This window comes from Devosia epidermidihirudinis (assembly GCF_000971295.1).
Classification (GTDB): Bacteria; Pseudomonadota; Alphaproteobacteria; order Rhizobiales; family Devosiaceae; genus Devosia; species Devosia epidermidihirudinis.
Window position 1 is genome coordinate 165658 of the sequence record NZ_LANJ01000016.1, and the last position, 17844, is coordinate 183501.

14 protein-coding genes are annotated in these 17844 nt (G+C 61.4%); 5 read left to right on the plus strand and 9 right to left on the minus strand.

Going from position 1 to position 17844, the window contains the following annotated elements; genetic code table 11:
• Positions 1 to 49 precede the first annotated feature (49 nt).
• The 4 genes from WH87_RS09155 (at position 50) to WH87_RS09170 (ending at position 5645) form a co-directional block, all read left to right on the plus strand.
• Positions 50 to 1744 carry a sensor histidine kinase gene (locus WH87_RS09155; protein WP_046139402.1) on the plus strand — a complete coding sequence of 565 codons (1695 nt, stop codon included), beginning with the start codon at positions 50 to 52 and terminating at the stop codon, positions 1742 to 1744.
• Between the two features lie 132 nt (positions 1745 to 1876).
• Entirely contained in the window at positions 1877 to 2146 is a 270-nt protein-coding gene (gene rpsO / locus WH87_RS09160) for a 30S ribosomal protein S15 (RefSeq protein WP_046139401.1), read from the plus strand.
• Between the two features lie 384 nt (positions 2147 to 2530).
• Positions 2531 to 4669 (plus strand): polyribonucleotide nucleotidyltransferase, encoded by a 2139-nt coding sequence (gene pnp, locus WH87_RS09165; RefSeq protein WP_046139400.1) that lies wholly within the window; start codon positions 2531 to 2533, stop codon positions 4667 to 4669.
• Between the two features lie 325 nt (positions 4670 to 4994).
• Complete coding sequence (locus WH87_RS09170; protein WP_245622357.1) at positions 4995 to 5645, plus strand: L,D-transpeptidase; 651 nt, start codon at positions 4995 to 4997, stop codon at positions 5643 to 5645.
• 507 nt (positions 5646 to 6152) lie between these two features.
• On the opposite strand, the gene infB is transcribed toward WH87_RS09170, so the two are convergent.
• The 5 genes from infB to WH87_RS09195 all read right to left on the minus strand — a co-directional run bounded on the left by infB (position 6153) and on the right by WH87_RS09195 (position 12778).
• Positions 6153 to 9002: a translation initiation factor IF-2 gene (infB, locus tag WH87_RS09175; protein WP_046139398.1), complete on the minus strand. Its 2850-nt coding sequence runs from the start codon at positions 9000 to 9002 to the stop codon at positions 6153 to 6155.
• Positions 8995 to 9696 carry an RNA-binding protein gene (locus WH87_RS09180; RefSeq protein ID WP_052726475.1) on the minus strand — a complete coding sequence of 234 codons (702 nt, stop codon included), beginning with the start codon at positions 9694 to 9696 and terminating at the stop codon, positions 8995 to 8997. Before WH87_RS09180 ends, infB begins: the two co-directional genes overlap by 8 nt.
• A gap of 23 nt (positions 9697 to 9719) precedes the next feature.
• Positions 9720 to 11333, minus strand: a complete 1614-nt coding sequence (nusA, locus tag WH87_RS09185; RefSeq protein WP_046139397.1) for a transcription termination factor NusA — start codon at positions 11331 to 11333, stop codon at positions 9720 to 9722.
• Positions 11334 to 11957: a ribosome maturation factor RimP gene (gene rimP, locus WH87_RS09190; protein WP_046139396.1), complete on the minus strand. Its 624-nt coding sequence runs from the start codon at positions 11955 to 11957 to the stop codon at positions 11334 to 11336.
• Between the two features lie 155 nt (positions 11958 to 12112).
• The gene (locus WH87_RS09195) at positions 12113 to 12778 is read right to left on the minus strand and encodes an FAD-binding oxidoreductase (RefSeq protein WP_046139395.1); all 666 of its coding nucleotides are present in this window, start codon (positions 12776 to 12778) and stop codon (positions 12113 to 12115) included.
• Positions 12779 to 13037: 259 nt separating this feature from the next.
• On the opposite strand from WH87_RS09195, the gene WH87_RS09200 reads away from it, so the two are divergent.
• Complete coding sequence (locus WH87_RS09200; protein ID WP_046139394.1) at positions 13038 to 13307, plus strand: hypothetical protein; 270 nt, start codon at positions 13038 to 13040, stop codon at positions 13305 to 13307.
• 69 nt (positions 13308 to 13376) lie between these two features.
• Here WH87_RS09200 and WH87_RS09205 read toward each other — a convergent pair whose 3' ends face one another.
• The 4 genes from WH87_RS09205 to lnt all read right to left on the minus strand — a co-directional run bounded on the left by WH87_RS09205 (position 13377) and on the right by lnt (position 17735).
• Positions 13377 to 13763, minus strand: coding sequence for a winged helix-turn-helix transcriptional regulator (locus WH87_RS09205; RefSeq protein ID WP_046139393.1), 387 nt, complete (start codon positions 13761 to 13763; stop codon positions 13377 to 13379).
• Between the two features lie 109 nt (positions 13764 to 13872).
• Positions 13873 to 14586, minus strand: a complete 714-nt coding sequence (trmB, locus tag WH87_RS09210) for a tRNA (guanosine(46)-N7)-methyltransferase TrmB (protein WP_046139826.1) — start codon at positions 14584 to 14586, stop codon at positions 13873 to 13875.
• A gap of 133 nt (positions 14587 to 14719) precedes the next feature.
• Positions 14720 to 15976 carry a methionine adenosyltransferase gene (gene metK / locus WH87_RS09215; RefSeq protein ID WP_407060030.1) on the minus strand — a complete coding sequence of 419 codons (1257 nt, stop codon included), beginning with the start codon at positions 15974 to 15976 and terminating at the stop codon, positions 14720 to 14722.
• Between the two features lie 145 nt (positions 15977 to 16121).
• On the minus strand, positions 16122 to 17735 hold the full coding sequence (gene lnt, locus WH87_RS09220; protein WP_046139392.1) for an apolipoprotein N-acyltransferase: 1614 nt from the start codon (positions 17733 to 17735) through the stop codon (positions 16122 to 16124).
• Positions 17736 to 17844 lie beyond the last annotated feature (109 nt).

Genomic DNA, 17844 nt, shown 5'->3' on the forward strand with positions numbered 1-17844 from the left:
TTGCGCGTAACCGGTGAAATAGGCCGCCGGTTTTCGTTGGTGGCGGGGCATGACGAAAACGGAAACCGAGGCGGCTGGCAAACCGCGTACGCGCTCGATTGTTCAATATCTTGTGGTCATTGCGTTATTGACGCTGCTGCCCAGCTTCGTCTTTGCGGGCGTGTTGCTGCAACGCAATCATGCCGCGCAGGAAGCGGTGCTCGAAACGCTGGTTCTGGCCACCTCCCGCTCGCTGGTGCAGGCGGTCGAGCGCGAGATCAGTGCCAATGAAACCACGCTGCGCGTGCTGGCGACGAGCCCGTCCTTTTATGAAGGTGACTTCAAGGGCTTTTATGACCGTACCGTGATGGCGCTGGCGGGCACGGGAGCCAACCTTTTCGTCATCGACCCTGATTTCACCACGCTGCTCAGCACCCGCTCGCCGTTCGGGCCTTCGGGTTCCAAGACAGCTGATCCGGAGTCAGCGGAAAAGGCCTTTAGCACGGGTCAGACGGTTGTCACCGATCTGGTGTTTGGTGCTGTCTCCAAGGAGTGGGTCTACAACATCCTGATGCCGATCGATCTTGGGCCGTTTGGCAAGAAGATCGTGGCGCTCAATCAGCGCGCCGACAATTTCTCCAATACCCTTTTGGCCAATAAATTCCCCGATGGATGGTCCACGGCGCTGGTCGATAACGACGATCTGATTATCGCGGCGAGCGGCGACGTCGGGCAGACCGGCGAATTGTTCGAGCCGTTCGACGTCAGCGAACTGCCCCTGACCACCGGCTGGCAGCGGATCGATACGCCCGCAGGCGGGATGCGCGTCGTGGTGCAGCGTTCGGCGCTGACCGGCTGGCGCATGGTGACCTGGGCGCCTGAGGGCGTGATTGCCCGGCCCTTGCTGGAAGCGGTGATCTCACTGGTGGTGGGCGGTGTGCTGCTGGGTGCGCTGGTGAGCGTCGGCCTGCTCTGGGTCAGCCGTACCATTGGCAGCTCGGTGCGGGGGCTGGCGCGGGATGCGCGCGCTCTGGGACGCGGCGAGCAGGTCGTGGCGCGCGCCTATCCGGTGGCCGAAATCGCCGAAGTCAACGAGGCGCTTGCGGTTGCCTCCCGCCAGCGTTTGGCGGCGGAGCGCGAAGTGCATTTCCTGATGCGCGAAGTGGCGCATCGCTCGAAAAACCAGATGACGGTCATCTCGGCCATGGCCAAACAGACCGCACGCGGCGCTGATGATGTGGCCAGCTATGTGCAGGGCTTTGAAAAGCGCATCATGGGCCTTGCCCGCTCGACCGATCTGCTGCTGGCCCATGGCCGTGCCGGCGTGCTGCTGCGCGAGCTGGTGGAGCATCAGCTCGAGCCGTTCTGCCCGGAGGATCCGGCCCGCAAGTCCATTTCCGGCCCGGTACAGCGCCTCAATACGCAATCCGCGCAGACGCTGGGCATGGCGCTGCATGAGCTGTCGACCAATGCGGTGAAGTATGGTGCCTTCGGTGGCGACAAGGGGCGTCTCGTGGTTGACTGGACCATTGCTGACGACAAGCTGAACCTGGTCTGGCGCGAAACTGGCGCTCTGGTCCCTCCCACCGGGGATCGTGTCGGGTTTGGCACCACCGTGCTCAAATCCATGGTCGGCCGCTCGCTGCGGGCCGAGGTTGAGCGCATCTGCCACGACGATGGCATTGAATGGCGCTTTTCCATCCCGCTGACCTCAATCGATCCTGATCTGGCGCCGCCACCGGTCGAACCCGAGGATTCTGAATAAGTCTGGCATTCCGGGCTTATTTGCACTATAGAGCCCGCAGTTCTGGCCTTTAGGGCCTGAGCTTTCGCGGCCCCTCCTGGACGACATCCCGGCCGGGGCGACCCAATCCTCTTTATGAAAAGGATCTATCCGATGTCGATCACTGCAGAACGCAAGACCGAACTCATCCAGGAATATGCGATCAAGCCAAACGACACTGGTTCGCCAGAGGTCCAGGTTGCGATCCTGTCCGAGCGTATTGCGAACCTGACCGAGCACTTCAAGGGTCACGGCAAGGATAACCATTCCCGCCGCGGTCTGCTCAAGCTGGTTTCGACCCGCCGCAGCCTTCTCGACTACGTCAAGAAGGTCGACGAGGCCCGTTACAAGACCTTGATCGAAAAGCTCGGCCTGCGTCGCTAAGCGACACGGGACTGAAAGATTGCGGGTGCGGGCGTTTGTCCGCATCCGCCTTCGTCCAGACGTTCGGGCGCATCAGCGCTGAGCTTGGACGATAAAGCGTAGACCGGCGATAAGCCGGAGCATGGCAGGATTATTGGCCGCTCCCTTAGCCTCACGCTCGCAAAATCAGCTCTTGGTTTTGAACACGTGAGGCCCCCGGATTTTTCCAGGAGCTGCTTATTGTCTTGTCCATGTTTCGTGTCTTCGCCCGACGTGAACAGTGCCTGATTTTGAGCCCGGAGCGCACATGGGGTGCGTCGACGGGTGCGGGCACACTGGTTGAGTTCGTGGAGAGAGCTACGCCCTCCGCGTTCCCGCTCAGTCGGCAGAATGGAAAGACGACACATGTCCACGATTAACTTTGATTACCACAAGGTCGAGCTCAACTGGGGCGGTCAGCCTCTGACGCTCGAAACCGGCAAGATCGCCCGTCAGGCCGACGGCGCCGTGCTCGCGACTCTGGGCGAAACCGTGCTGCTGGCCACCGTTGTCAGCGCCAAGTCGCCAAAGCCCGGCATCGACTTCTTCCCGCTCACCGTGAACTACCAGGAAAAGTATTTTGCCGCCGGCAAGATCCCAGGTGGCTACTTCAAGCGTGAAGGCCGTCCGACCGAGAACGAGACGCTGATCAGCCGCCTCATCGACCGTCCGATCCGCCCCCTGTTCCCAGATGGGTACAAGAACGAGACCCAGGTGGTCGTCACCGTTCTGCAGCACGACATGGAAAACAACCCGGACGTGCTGGCCATGGTTGCCGCCTCCGCGGCCCTGACCATTTCGGGCGTTCCCTTCATGGGCCCGATCGGCGCGGCTCGCGTCGGTTACGTCAATGGCGAATACGTGCTGAACCTGCCCGTCGATCGCCGTGCAGACAGCAAGCTCGACCTCGTCATGGCCGGCACTGCCGACGCCGTGCTGATGGTTGAATCGGAAGCCCAGGAACTCAGCGAAGAAGTCATGCTGGGCGCCGTGATGTTTGGTCATGCCGAAAGCCGCAAGGTCATCGACGCCATCATCAAGCTGGCCGAGCTGGCTGCCAAGGATGCGCGCGATTACGAGCCGGAAGACTATTCCGCTCTCGAAGCCGAGATGCTTGCGTTCATCGAAACCGAGCTGCGCGACGCCTACAAGATCACCGCCAAGGAAGCCCGCTACGCAGCCGTTGACGCTGCCAAGGCCAAGGTCAAGGCACAGTTCGCAGCCCAGATCGAAGCCGGCACCTACACCGCCGAAGAAATCGGCGCTGTGTTCAAGCACCTGCAGGCCAAGGTCGTCCGCTGGAACGTGCTCGACACCGGTCTGCGTATCGACGGCCGTGACCTCGTCACCGTTCGTCCGATCGTTTCGGAAGTCGGCGTTCTGCCACGCACCCACGGTTCGGCCATCTTCACCCGCGGCGAGACGCAGGCCCTCGTGGTCGCAACCCTCGGCACCGGTGATGACGAGCAGTACATCGACAGCCTCGAAGGCACCTACAAGCAGAACTTCCTGCTGCACTACAACTTCCCTCCATACTCGGTTGGTGAAGCTGGTCGCATGGGTTCCCCAGGTCGTCGCGAAATCGGCCACGGCAAGCTGGCCTGGCGCGCCATCAACCCGATCCGTCCGTCGGTCGAAGAATTCCCCTACACCATCCGCGTCGTCTCCGAGATCACCGAGTCCAATGGCTCGTCCTCGATGGCAACCGTGTGCGGCACCTCGCTGGCACTGATGGATGCGGGCGTTCCAATGAAGCGTCCAGTGGCCGGTATCGCCATGGGCCTGATCTTGGAAGGCGAAAAGTTCGCCGTCCTTAGCGACATCCTGGGTGACGAAGATCACCTGGGCGACATGGACTTCAAGGTGGCAGGCACCGAAGAAGGCGTGACCTCGCTGCAGATGGACATCAAGATCGCTGGCATCACCGAGCAGATCATGAAGATCGCGCTCGAGCAGGCCAAGGGCGGTCGTATCCACATCCTGGGCGAAATGGCCAAGGCCATCACCGCGTCCCGTTCGGAAGTGGGCGAGTTCGCTCCGCGCATCGAGACCATGAAGATCCCGACCGACAAGATCCGTGAAGTGATCGGCACCGGCGGCAAGGTGATCCGCGAGATCGTCGAAAAGACCGGCGCCAAGATCAACATCGAAGACGATGGCACGATCAAGATCGCCTCGTCCGACGGTAGCCAGATCGAAGCGGCTATCAAGTGGATCCGCTCGATCACCGACGAAGCTGAAGTCGGCGCCATCTATCAGGGCACCGTGGTCAAGACCGCCGATTTCGGCGCGTTCGTGAACTTCTTCGGCGCCAAGGATGGCCTCGTGCACATCTCCCAGCTGGCTGAAGCCCGCGTTGCCAAGACCACCGACGTGGTCAAGGAAGGCGACAAGGTCTGGGTCAAGCTGCTGGGCTTTGACGAGCGCGGCAAGGTTCGCCTGTCCATGAAGGTTGTCGATCAGGCAACCGGCAAGGAAATCGTACAGGGCGAAGCCGCCGAGTAATCGGGCTCCGCTATACTGTTCTTTGAAGGCCCGGAGTAATCCGGGCCTTTTTTATAGTCCTGGTGCCCGCAAAGACTCTGGTGCGAGTTGGTGTTGGCCCTAAACCTGCCCGGGACCGATGTATTTGTGGGGCTTTGCCCGCCCAGAGCGGGCCATAGGCCCCGCTTTTCGCGGCGGGCAAACAAAACAATCAAATTTCTGAGAACTACATGGCCTCAAGCATAACGTTTGATGAGTGAGGCTTTCCTGCACTAGCGAAGCAGTTCTGCTCCGCATACCCCATGTTCATCCAACAATTTTCGCCACGCGTATTCAGGATTTTGATGTGCTGTCTCGCCGCTTGTTTATGATCGGGCTGCCCGCCGTGGCCCTTGCCGCCTGTAGCTCGACAGCGCGCACTCCCCGGGTCGAAGAACCCTCCATCGGCGCCTACTACCGCGCGATGTATGGCACGCTGACCAACGAGAAGTTCGTTGTGCAGGCTATGGACCTGCGCCGCGTCGATTCGAAGTGGTGGCGCCAGGAAGTGGATTACGCCACCAACGAGCGTCCTGGCACCATCGTGGTCAATACGCCTGAGCGTTACCTCTACCTCGTTCTCGAGGGCGGCCGCGCCATGCGCTATGGCATCGGCGTTGGCAAGACGGAAGCGCTGGTGTTCCGTGGCACCGCCACCATCGGCCGCAAGGCTGAATGGCCCCGCTGGACCCCAACGGCCTCGATGATCCGCCGCGATCCAGACCGCTACAAGGCCTATGCCGGCGGTCTCGAAGGTGGTCCAACAAATCCACTCGGGCCACGCGCGCTGTACTTGTATAAGGGCGGTAAAGACACCATGTTCCGCCTGCACGGTACGACCGAACCCTACACGATCGGTACCAACGTTTCCTCGGGCTGCATTCGCCTGATGAACCAGGACATTATCGACCTCTACAACCGCGTGCCGTCCGGCACCCGCGTTGTGGTGATCAACTAAGACGGACGCTGCCGGGTCAATGCCGCGGCAGCGGGGATCCTTGCTTCGGAATCCGTAGTCACCGAAGTGAAGCTCACCGCTGTCGCGACATTGGCCCGGTGCCAAGATTTGAAAAGACCCGCTCGATAAGAGCGGGTCTTTTTTGTTTTGGGCCCTTATTCCGGTGGGCTTCGCGCCCCGTACTCCTGCTCCCTGCGATCCCATCCATCCCATGCAGGTGCGCGGGAGGCGACGGAGCGTGTGGTGGGAGAAGTGGCCAAGGCCTCGCGGGGGTGGCGCCGCATGCAGCATGCTGTCGCAACCCCGGTCGGTCATTCTCGGGCTTGATTCGGGGGCTCCGCACTTTGCACTGCCTCAGTCAGTGAAGCCCCCTCGGGTCGGGCCTGAGGGTGACGACTGGGGGGGGGGGGGGGGAGCGCGGTTGCCTCATTATTCGGCCCGCGAGCCCGCACAAACAAAAAGGGCGCGGTATGAACCGCGCCCTTTTCAAATCTTGCTTGCGACCGCTTAGAGCGAGCGCTGGACGGTCTCGACGCGGAAGCATTCGATGACGTCGCCGGCGCGCATGTCTTCGTAGTTCTCGAAAGCCATACCGCATTCCTGGCCCGTCTGGACTTCCTTGACTTCGTCCTTGAAGCGCTTGAGCGTCTTGAGCTTGCCTTCGTGGATAACGACGTTGTCGCGGATAAGACGCACGCCCGAGCCACGCTCCACCATGCCTTCGGTGATCCGGCAGCCGGCAACCTTGCCGACTTTGGTGATCGAGAAGACTTCCTGGATCAGGGCGTTACCGATGAAGGTTTCGCGGCGTTCTGGCTTGAGCAGACCGCTCATCGCATTCTTCACGTCATCCACGAGGTCGTAGATGATGTTGTAGTAGCGAATTTCGATACCGTCGCGGGTGGCCAGCTCGGTCGCCTGCTTGTTGGCACGTACGTTGAAGCCGATGACAATGGCGCTGGAGGCAGCGGCCAGGGTCACGTCGCTCTCGGTGATACCACCCACAGCCGACATCAGGATCTGCGCCGACACTTCGTCGGTCGAGAGTTTGTTGAGCGAAGCCACGATAGCTTCGACCGAACCCTGCACGTCGCCCTTGATGATCAGCGGGAACTTGGCAATGCCGGCAATCTTGAGCTGATTCATCATCTGCTCAAGGCTGGTTGCGCCGCCGCCGGCCGTCTTTTCACGGATGGCGCGCTGACGATACTCGGTGATTTCACGGGCACGGGCTTCAGTCTCGACAACCGAGAAACGGTCGCCAGCATTGGGCACGCCGGTAAAGCCGAGCACTTCCACAGGAACGGACGGACCGGCTTCCTTGACCTGCTCACCCTGGTCGTTGATCAGGGCGCGAACCCTGGCGAACTCGGTGCCAGCGACGAGAATGTCGCCGATGGCCAGAGTGCCGCGCTGCACGAGCACGGTTGCCACCGCACCACGACCGCGATCGAGCTTGGCTTCGATGACCAGACCTTCGGCGCGACCATCACGGGCCACGCGAAGTTCGAGAACTTCAGCCTGAAGCAGGATGGTTTCGAGCAGCTTGTCGAGGCCTTCGCCAGTCTTGGCGGAAACTTCCACGTCCAGCACGTCGCCGCCCATGGTTTCCACGAACACTTCATGCTGCAGCAGCTCGGTCCGCACCTTCTGCGCATCGGCAGATGGCTTGTCCATCTTGGTGATGGCCACGATGATCGGAACACCAGCAGCCTTGGCGTGCTTGATGGATTCGATCGTCTGCGGCATCACGCTGTCGTCTGCCGCCACCACGAGGATGGCGATATCGGTTGCCTGGGCACCGCGAGCACGCATGGCGGTGAACGCCTCGTGGCCTGGGGTGTCAAGGAAGGTGATCTTGGCGCCGTTACGCTCAACCTGGTACGCGCCGATATGCTGGGTGATGCCACCGGCTTCGCCCGACACAACATTGGCGTGACGGATCGCGTCCAGCAGCGAGGTCTTGCCGTGGTCGACGTGACCCATGATGGTCACGACCGGCGCACGATCGGTCAGATCCTCGGCCTTGTCGTCCGCTGGGATGTCATAGAGGCCTTCTTCCACGTCGGCATCGGACACGCGCTTGACCGTGTGGCCCAGCTCGCTCGCGATCAGCTCCGCAGTATCGGCATCCAGCACATCGTTGATGGTCGCCATCGTACCCTGCGCCATCAGCATCTTGATGACGGTGACGGACCGCTCGGCCATACGGTTTGCCAGTTCGGCAACCGTAATGGCTTCTGGAATGATGACTTCACGGCTGAGCTTGGGCGCGGCCTGCTGGTTGCGGCCCATCTTCTTGTCGCGACGACGGCGCATGGCGGCAAGGGATGGACCCTTATCGCGATCGCTTTCGGTGCCGGCATTGGTCACCGTCAGGCGGCCACGGGCATTGCCATCGTCAACCTTGCGGGTTGGACGCTCTGGCGCAGCACGCGAGGCGCGGCGGGCATTTTCCAATTCGGCTTCGGTCGTTGGACGCGCCGAAGGCGAACCGCTGCGGACCTTGCGGCCGTCTGCTTCATTGGGACCGGCGGGCGGCACATTGCCAATCGGCGCCATGCCTGCACCAGCTGGACGCCGTTCGCCGGCTGGACGGGTTGCGGTGCCCGAGGGACGGGCACCGGCAGTGCCTGGCTTGATCAGCGCATTGGCGCCGCGTTCGTTTTCCGGACGGGTATTGCCGCTTGGGCGGTCACCAGCCGGGCGAACCGGACGCGGTGGCTGGCCTGGACGACCGGCAACAACGCGCACGCTGGATGGACCGGCATTGCGCTGCGATGCAGGCGTGAAGGCGGGCTTGGCTTCCTCGGTGGCTGCAGCAGGCGCGGCAGCAACAGGGGCCGCAGCAGCTGCCGGAGCGGCTGGCGCCGGGGGTTCGACGGCTGGCGCAGTAGGGGCCGGAGCGTTGGCGGCAGCGTCGGCTGCGGCGCGTTCCTGCTCGAGACGTGCAGCCTCTTCGCGCACCTGGCGACGACGGGCGTCGTCTTCCATGCGGCGGGCTTCTTCAGCGGCAAAGCGCTGCTGATCTTCGGCGGCGCGGGCGCCAGCCATTGCCAGTGCCTGGCGGCGGGCTTCAGCTTCTGCAGCCGACAGGCCCAGAGGCGCACGCTGCTGCTGGCCGGGACGACCTGCTGGCGGGCGGCCCTGATTGGGCGATGAAGATTGTGGACGCTGCGGCGCGCCGCTTGGAGCGTTCGGCTTGGGGACCAAGCGCGTGCGCTTCTCGACGACAACCGTCGAGCGCGAAGGACCACGCGACACGCCAGGACGGTTGCCCAGGCCTGGGCCGCCCTTGAGTGTCAGCGTCTTCTTGGCGCCAGTGTCGTCGGTGCGCTTGTCGTCGTTATCAGCCATGTATCTCGCGTCTCTCGTCTTGATCCTCGGGCAAAAGGTCACCGTCAACCGCAGCGCGGTCGGTGTCCGTTTCCGTCGGTTTGGCAGTATAAAGGGCCAGTCTGCGGGCCTTTTCCACTGCTGCTTGGGCTGCCGCCCCTCTCGTTAGGGCAGCATGTATCACATTTTCAAGTCCAAGTGCCAAACCCATTTGCTCAGAACTAAGCAATTCGAAATGGGGCACGTCGAACCCGGCAATTCCTTCTTCTTCGGCCGCATAATGAAGGGCCTTGAGCGGACCCACCATCTTGCTGCGACCGTCTTCGGCAGCATCCGTCGCCGTGATCAGCGCAATCAGGCTGCCATTCTCGATCAGGCCGCGCACCTTGGTGGCGCCGAACGTCAGCTGACCGGCCTTGCGGGCCATGCCGAGCGCGGCAAGATAGCGTTGCTCAAGCCGCGTCTGGGTGAGGCCAGCCAGATCTTCGGGCAGTGTCACCTCGGTCTTGAGGCTGCGCGCAAAGACCTTCTTCTTGATCGCATCGGCCACCAGCTCGCGGTTGAGGCTGAGCCAGACCCCGCGACCTTCAGCTTTCGCGTCGGTATCGGGGACCAATACACCATCTGGGCCCAACACGAAACGGATGAGCTCCGCCACGGGCTTTTCAGCCCGTGTCAGTGCGCACATTCGCGTTGTTTCTTCGCGCCGGGCCATCTGGTCCCTCGCTCCGAAACGGCCTAAGCCGTTGCCTCATCAGCATCGTCGGCAACAACAACGTCGCCTTCTTCAGCTTCAGGCACGTCTTCGGCATTGATCCAGCCAGCCTTGAGGCGTGCAGCCAGGATCATGTCCTCAGCTTCTTCACGGCTCACGGGGAAGTCCTTGAAGGTGCCTTCAAAGCGCTTGGTTTCGCCGTCCTTGCGTTCGCTCCAGCCGATCAGATCGTCGGCTGCGCAGCCTGCGAAGTCTTCAACGTTCTTGACGCCGTCCTTGCCCAGGGCAACCAGCATGGCTGCGGTGAGGCCGGGGATTTCGTACAGATCGTCGTCAACGCCAAGGGCCTGACGCTCTTCGTCGAACGCGCGGTCGATAGCCGCCAGGTATTCGGTGGCGCGGTTCTGGATTTCGCCAGCCGTTTCCTCGTCGAACCCTTCGATGGTCGCGATTTCATTGGCGTCGATATAGGCCAGTTCCTCAACCGAGGAGAAGCCTTCGGAAGCCAATAGCTGGGCAACCATCTCGTCAACGTCAAGGGCGCGCATGAACAGCGTCGAGCGTTCGGTGAATTCCTTCTGGCGGCGTTCGCTTTCTTCCTGCTCGGTCAGGATGTCGATATCCCAACCAATGAGCTGGCTTGCGAGGCGCACGTTCTGGCCACGACGGCCGATGGCGAGCGAGAGCTGCTCATCGGGCACAACCACTTCGATGCGCTCGGCCTGCTCGTCGAGCACGACCTTGGCCACATCGGCTGGCTGCAGAGCCGACACAACGAGGTCGGCAATGGTGTCGGTCCATGGAATAATGTCGATCTTTTCGCCCTGCAGCTCGGCCACAACGGCCTGCACACGGCTACCACGCATACCGACGCATGCGCCCACTGGATCGATCGAGCTGTCCGAAGACGTCACGGCGATCTTGGCGCGGCTGCCTGGATCGCGCGCGATCGAGCGGATGGTGATCACGCCGTCATAGATCTCGGGCACTTCCTGCATGAACAGCTTGGCCATGAACTGTGGGTGCGTGCGCGACAGGAAAATCTGCGGACCGCGCTGTTCGCGGCGCACGTCATAAACGTAAGCGCGGACGCGATCGCCATAGCGGAACATTTCGCGTGGGATCAGCTCGTCACGACGGATAATGGCTTCGCCGCGACCGAGGTCGACGATCACATTGCCATATTCGACGCGCTTGACTGAACCATTGACGATTTCGCCGATGCGGCCGAAATACTCTTCATACATGCGGTCGCGCTCGGCATCGCGCACCTTCTGCACGATAACCTGCTTGGCCGACTGCGCGGCGATACGGCCGAATTCCATTGGTGGCAGCGGCTCGGTCAGGAAGTCACCAACCTTGGCGGTCGGGTTCTTGATCTGCGCGTGCTTGAGCTCGATCTGGCGGCTGGTCTCTTCGACGGTGTCGACGATTTCCAGCAGGCGCCACATGCGCGTCTCGCCCGAGCGTGGATTGATCTCCACTTTGATCTCGGTTTCAGCGCCGTAGCGGCCCTTGGCTGCCTTCTCCATGGCGTCCTGCATCGCCTCGATCACAACCATGCGGTCGATCGACTTTTCACGAGCAACAGCGTCTGCGATCTGCAAGAGCTCAAGGCGGTTCGCGCTAACGGCCATTTAGTGTGTCTCCTCGGAGAGATTGTCGTCGTCATTATCGGCGATTTCGACCGTTTCGGTCTCGTCGTCGTCGATGGGATGGGCTTCCTGATCGATCCGGGCCTTTTCCATCAAGGCGTCGGTCATCACGAGCTTGGCTTCAGCCAGGGTCGACAGCAGCAGACGATGGTCAGGATCGGTGCCTGTAGGCGCGTCCGGGACGGTGATCACAATGGATTCATCGTCGACAGACTTGATGGTGCCGCGGAACCGCTTGCGACCATTGATCATGTCGCTGAGCTCGATCTTGGCTTCGTGGCCGATATAGGCCTCGAAGTCGCGCTGGCGGACCAGCGGCCGATCAATGCCCGGCGAGGACACTTCAAGGTGATATTCGCGATCAATGGGGTCTTCCACATCGAGCACGGGCGAAAGGTCCTTGGACAGGGCCTCGCAGTTGACGATGGTGAAACGACCGTTCTCGTCTTCCGCCATGATCTGCAGCGTCATGCCATTTTCCTGGGTGACCTTTACCCGGACAAGGGCAAAGCCCAGTCCGTTGGCCACTGGCTCGACAATACGAGAAATGCGGGCTTCGACGCCCGTTTCCTTGATATAGCGCTTTGCGGTGAGATCGAAGCTCATCGGTCCCTTCAGGTAATAAAAAAGAGCGGGGCCGGGAGGCGCCCACTCTGCAAACTTGCTGAGATGTTGGCGTCTATATAGCGCCATTGTGGGAAAGTCGCAAGGGTGCTGGCGCCGGGGCCTTGTGCCGCGTGGCCAGGACGGCCCTGGGGCTGCTACTTCTCCCAGGTGACGCTGGAGACGTCCGCGCCCAGTTGCTGAAGGGCGTCGCGCAGGTCTTTGACCATGGCATCGGGGCCGCAGAGATAGAAGTGCTGGTTGAAGTCGGCAATGTGGGCCTTGAGAAAGTCGATGTCGATCCGCTGCTGCAGCAGTTTGGATTTTGGATCATTGGTGACAGTCCAGAGCGTTTCGAGCCCGTCCATGGCTTCGAACTCGTCACACAGGATGATGTCAGCCTCGGTCTGATTGGACACGATCAGCCTGTTGCCCCTAAGGCCGCCATGAGCATTGAGCTGGCGCAGGATGGCAATGAAGGGCGTAACGCCCGCGCCACCGGCGATGAATGTGCCGACGCCCTTATATTGAATGGTGCCCCACGCATCGCGCAGCAGCAGGTGATCGCCCGCCTCGCAGCCCCACAGTGCATTGGTCATGCCGGGATGATCGCGATAGCTCTTGATGGTGAACTCGAGCGTTGGCTCATCGGGCAGTGAGGTAAAGGTGAACGGGCGTTTCTCGTCGCGCCATCCGTCCTTGTCCAGGCTCACTTCTGTCGCCTGGCCAGGGCCAAATCGAAAATTTTTTGGTTTTTCGACACGATAGTGTCGCACATTATGAGTGACCATTTTGGTCTTGAGAATCTGGACGCTGGTGGGCATTTGGCTCTCCTTTCCAGAACAATTTGGTGGCGGCCAATAGGTTCCTGTGGGCTGCAAAGCCACGGCCTGCCTGAGCGTTCCGCTGGCGATACACAGTGTCTCCAAAGATACCGAGGCACGCGCAAATGCCTAGATATCCTCAGAAAAACTCTCGCAACGGGCTTGGGGCTTTCAAGACCCAAAATCATGAAAATCGTCACTTGGAAGGCGATTGGGGCGTGATCATCTTCGGTGTGTTCAAACGAAAGGAACACTTAAAATGATCAAGACCACAGTTATTGCCCTGCTCACTGCCGCTTCGCTTGCTGGCGTTGCCGCTCCTGCTTATGCCAGCGCCTTTGGCGACGTTTCGCCAGAATTCCGCTCGTTCGTCGCCGACAGCATCGTTGCTGACCTGAACCAGAAGGGCGTGCATGCCACTTCGGTTGAAGAATGGGGCGACCTGATCCGTGCTTATGTCACCAATGACAATGGCACCCAGACCATGGAATTCTTTACACCAGGTTCGCTGCAGCCAGTGACCAAGTAAACGTGCCGAAACACGGCGCCGCCGGTTTGACCGACGGCGCCCGTAACCGACTAAACTGGTCGTGAGCAGTTAAGGGTGGACGAGCCGCACGGCGGTTTCCCCACCGGACTGGTCGTAGTGCCGACGGGCCGATTCAATCTGGCGACGATTTTGCGCTGCAAAGCCGCGCCAGCTATCGGCCAGCGCCAGGAACTCGCGTCCAAGCGGGGTCAACTCATAATCTACGCGGGGCGGGATGGTCGCATACATAGTGCGACTGACAAAGCCGTCGCGCTCAAGTTCGCGTAGCGTCGTGGTCAGCGTCTTTTGCGAGATGCCCTTGGCCTGGCGGCGCAATTCGTTGAAGCGCTGCGTCTCGCCGCGCAGCAGCATCACCACGGTGAGCGTCCACTTGCCGGGGCGCACCACGAGGCGAACCTCGTCTTCGGCCGGGGCCACGAGTGTGAGATTGGGCATGCGCTTGACCTCAATATGCGAAGAGCGAGTTTCGCATATGGGGCACGATTTTGCGCCTGCTACCCCTCGGCAGCATTAAACTTCCGTCAAACTGGCAACACAGCGTTCGCTAAACGCGCGTGAAACTGAAGTAGAAGCTGATCATGCGGCCTTCGCGGCGGGCCTTCTGCTCGTAGCGCGTCGCTTCCCAGCCCGGATAGGGCGTGTGCCAGTCGCCCGGCACCTTGCTGTCAAAGCTGAACAGCGGCGCCCGCAGAATATGGGCCAGCGTCCAGTTGGCATAATCCTCGATATCGCTGGCGAAGTGGAACTTGCCGCCGGGACGAATGACGCGGGCCAGCTCGGCCAGCGTTGTCGGCGAGACAAAGCGGCGCTTGTGATGGCGCGTCTTGGGCCATGGGTCGGGATAGAGCAGATAGACCTCGTCGAGCGAGGCATCAGGCAGCTCCACCAAAAGCTTGAGCGCATCATCGGTGAAGAGGCGGATATTGCCCAGCTGCTCGGCGGCAATGGTCTGCACCATCTTGCCGATACCGCCGGTGAACACCTCGCAGCCGATATAGCCAGTATTGGGATGGCGTCCGGCCTCCAGGGCCAGATGCTCGCCACCACCATAGCCGATCTCGACGATCAGCTTGTCGGCGTCAGGGAAGAGGCTACGCGGGTCGAGCTTGCCATCCACCTTGATTTCAAGATCGGGCAGGGTCGCGTCAAAAATCGCCTGCTGGCCACCATGCAGCTTTTTGCCCGAGCGCCGCCCGAAAAAGGCGCGTGGCTCACCCGCACGGGTTTTGGGGAGCTGGTGATCGGGCTTTGAGGTCATGACGAGGCCTGGAAACAAAATGGTGCACGCGATGGCGTGCACACATACAGCAATGGATGGATATTCCCAGCCCGACATTGTGCGTCGTTCAACATCCGGGCGCTGGAGAGCAGCCCGGATGCAGGTGCTGAGCCTAGGCTTTGACGGCGGCCTTGAGAGCACTGACCAGATCGGTCTTCTCCCAGGAGAAGCTGCCATCGCGACCGGCCTTGCGACCAAAATGGCCATAGGCGCTGGTGCGCGCATAGATGGGCTTGTTGAGATCGAGATGGGTCCGGATGCCGCGTGGCGTCAGGTCCATCACCTTGGCCAGGGCGCGTTCCACAGCCTCTTCACTTACCGTGCCAGTGCCATGCAGATCGACATAAATCGACAGGGGCTGGGCCACGCCAATGGCATAGCTGAGCTGGATGGTGGCGCGATCAGCCAGGGACGCCGCAACGACGTTCTTGGCGAGGTAACGCGCAGCATAGGCTGCCGAGCGGTCGACCTTGGTGGGGTCCTTGCCCGAGAACGCGCCGCCGCCATGGGGCGCTGCGCCGCCATAGGTGTCGACAATAATCTTGCGACCGGTCAGGCCCGCATCGCCATCGGGACCGCCGACAACGAACTTGCCGGTCGGGTTGATGTGCCAGACGGTCTCGGCGGTGATCCAGCCTTCGGGCAGCGCTTCGCGAATGAAGGGCTCGACGATCTTGCGCACGTCGGCAGAGGTGAGGTTTTCATCGAGGTGCTGGGTCGACAGCACGATCTGGCTGACGCCGACCGGCTTGCCGTCTTCGTACTTCACCGTCACCTGGCTCTTGGCATCGGGGCCGAGCACGGCAGCGGGGCCGATGCCGGTCTTGCGGGCGGCGGTCAGCACTTCAAGAATCTTGTGCGCGTAATAGATTGGCGCGGGCAGCAATTCGGGGGTCTCGCGGCTGGCATAGCCGAACATGATGCCCTGATCGCCAGCGCCAACGTCCTTGTTGTCCTTTTCATCAACGCCCTGCGCGATATCGGCCGACTGGCCGTGCAGCAGCACGTCGATCTTGGCGGTCTTCCAGTGGAAGCCGGCCTGCTCGTAACCGATGGAGCGGATGGCCTTGCGGGCGGTCGATTTGAACTTGGACGGATTGACTACCGGATTGCCGGCGGCATCAAGCAGGATATTACCCTCCTTGTCCTTTTTCAGCAGCGTTTCGGGCACGCGCACTTCACCCGCGATAATGACGCGGTTGGTGGTGGCCAGCGTTTCGCAGGCAATACGCACCTGCGAGGGGTCCATGCCGGCCTTCTTGGCCTCGCGGAACACCAGGTCGACGATTTCGTCGGAGATGCGGTCGCAAACCTTGTCGGGGTGCCCCTCGGACACGGATTCGGATGTAAACTGATAAGAAGACCGCACCAGAAAAATCCCCTGAGCTTGTCGAAATACGCCCAAAACGAGCAATTATAAGGGGTTTGTGACACCCGGCGCGGGCCCGGTCAAGGAGGATATAAAGAAAGCTTGATATGTCGCGGAGCGATTTCAGAGCATGGTTTGGCCCAAGCTAAGCAATGCGCTTGCGTCCGCCCCGTGCCGCTACCACCGAAATCAACAGCCCGGCGATCAAAGCAATCAGCAGAGGCCAATGGCGCAGCCTGGAAAACACCGTGCCGGCCAGCCGTTCATGCGGCCGCACATCGAGCGCCGCCATTTGCAAGGGCGGGATTTCGGCGGTGATGCGGCCCAAGGGGTCGGTGGCAAAGGTCAGCCCCGAATTGGCGGCGCGGATCAGGCTCATGCCCTCTTCGACGGCCCGAATACGGGCGTGGTGGGCATGTTGGGCCGGACCGATAGAGCCATCGAACCAGGCGTCATTGGTGATGTTGAGCAGGAACTGCGCACCGGCCGTGTCGCCGAGATCGCCCGAAAACAGGATTTCGTAGCAGATCAGCGCAAGGAAGGTCGGCGTGCCGGGCAGGCTCATCAACCTGCGGCGCACATCACCATGGCCCCAGCCTTCCGCGCCGGGCACAAACTGCTTGATGCCGAGCTTGGAGAAGAACTCGCCATAGGGCAGGAACTCGCCAAACGGGACCAGATGGGACTTGTCGTAGGAGGAGATCACCTCGCCATCGGTGTTGATCACCAGCATGGAGTTGAACGGCGGGCCGCTGCTCTCGGTGGTGCCGGGGATGTACTCCTGGCGTGGTGCACCGGCCAATAGCGTCGTGGTTTCCGGCAGCAGCCGCGCAATGCGCGCCAGAGCGTCAGGATAGCTCGAGAGGAAAAACGGCAGGCTTGATTCAGGCCAGACCAGATGGGTGATATCGGCAAGGCCCTTGTCGGTCGGGTCCATGCGCATATCGGACAGCATCAGCAGCCGGTCGATCAACGCCACCGGATCGGCACTACCCCAGTCGGCATGCTCGTATACCAGTGGCTGGACAAGGCGGAACGCAACGTCGGTGCGTTCGGTGGACTTGGTTCCGACTAGCCGATTATAGCCATAGCCCAGCTGTCCGGCGATAATGGCGATGGCGAGGAAGAACGGAAACAGGCGCCGGCTGAGGCTGCGATTATCTGCCGGCCAGATCAGCGCCGGGGTCATGGCGAGCAGTGCCGCCATCAGGGTGAGCCCGTAGACGCCGATCACCGAGGCCAGCTGCATCATCTCGTCAGTCGGCGTCAGCGCATAGCCGAGCAGATCAAAGGGAAAGCCCGTCAGCACATGGCCGCGGGCAAATTCAGCGATGGTGACAAAGGTCGCCAGCGTCACGATGCGCCAGGGACCATGGCTCCAGAACAGATGCGCCAGGGCGCTAGCAATACCCCAGAAGAACGCAATCATCGCCGCCAGCGCCAGAATGGCGAAGGGCATCAGCGCGATCATGATGCCGCCATCGACAAAGAAGGCGGCACCCAGCCAGTGGAACGCGACCGTGAAATAGCCCCAGCCAAAGGCAAAGCCGATGGTAAAGGCGGGCCCAAAAATGCGCCCTAGGCCACGCTTGCGCTCGGCGCCATCGAGGCACCAAACCCAGAGCGGGAAGGTGACGAACAGGGCCGGCAGGATGAACAGCGGCGGGATGGACAGCCCGGCGATTGCCCCCGCCACCATCAGCAGCAGGAAGCGGCGCCAGCCATGGCTGAGCATTGCGGTTTCAGCCAGCCAGGTCATCGGTGCTCAATCGGCGAATCAGGACGCATCAGGCAACCTCGCTTTAGGGGCGCGAGGCGTCAAGGCAGCGCCGCACACAGGCGCGTGCGCGCACCCCTTGCGCAATGGC

Bases quoted from the DNA above. Each gene is read 5' to 3' on its own strand.
- WH87_RS09155 (WP_046139402.1), top strand. From the start codon at position 50: ATGACGAAAACGGAAACCGAGGCGGCTGGCAAACCGCGTACGCGCTCG.
- rpsO (WP_046139401.1), top strand. From the start codon at position 1,877: ATGTCGATCACTGCAGAACGCAAGACCGAACTCATCCAGGAATATGCG.
- pnp (WP_046139400.1), top strand. From the start codon at position 2,531: ATGTCCACGATTAACTTTGATTACCACAAGGTCGAGCTCAACTGGGGC.
- infB (WP_046139398.1), bottom strand. From the start codon at position 9,002: ATGGCTGATAACGACGACAAGCGCACCGACGACACTGGCGCCAAGAAG.
- WH87_RS09180 (WP_052726475.1), bottom strand. From the start codon at position 9,696: ATGGCCCGGCGCGAAGAAACAACGCGAATGTGCGCACTGACACGGGCT.
- nusA (WP_046139397.1), bottom strand. From the start codon at position 11,333: ATGGCCGTTAGCGCGAACCGCCTTGAGCTCTTGCAGATCGCAGACGCT.
- rimP (WP_046139396.1), bottom strand. From the start codon at position 11,957: ATGAGCTTCGATCTCACCGCAAAGCGCTATATCAAGGAAACGGGCGTC.
- WH87_RS09195 (WP_046139395.1), bottom strand. From the start codon at position 12,778: ATGCCCACCAGCGTCCAGATTCTCAAGACCAAAATGGTCACTCATAAT.
- WH87_RS09200 (WP_046139394.1), top strand. From the start codon at position 13,038: ATGATCAAGACCACAGTTATTGCCCTGCTCACTGCCGCTTCGCTTGCT.
- WH87_RS09205 (WP_046139393.1), bottom strand. From the start codon at position 13,763: ATGCCCAATCTCACACTCGTGGCCCCGGCCGAAGACGAGGTTCGCCTC.
- trmB (WP_046139826.1), bottom strand. From the start codon at position 14,586: ATGACCTCAAAGCCCGATCACCAGCTCCCCAAAACCCGTGCGGGTGAG.
- lnt (WP_046139392.1), bottom strand. From the start codon at position 17,735: ATGACCTGGCTGGCTGAAACCGCAATGCTCAGCCATGGCTGGCGCCGC.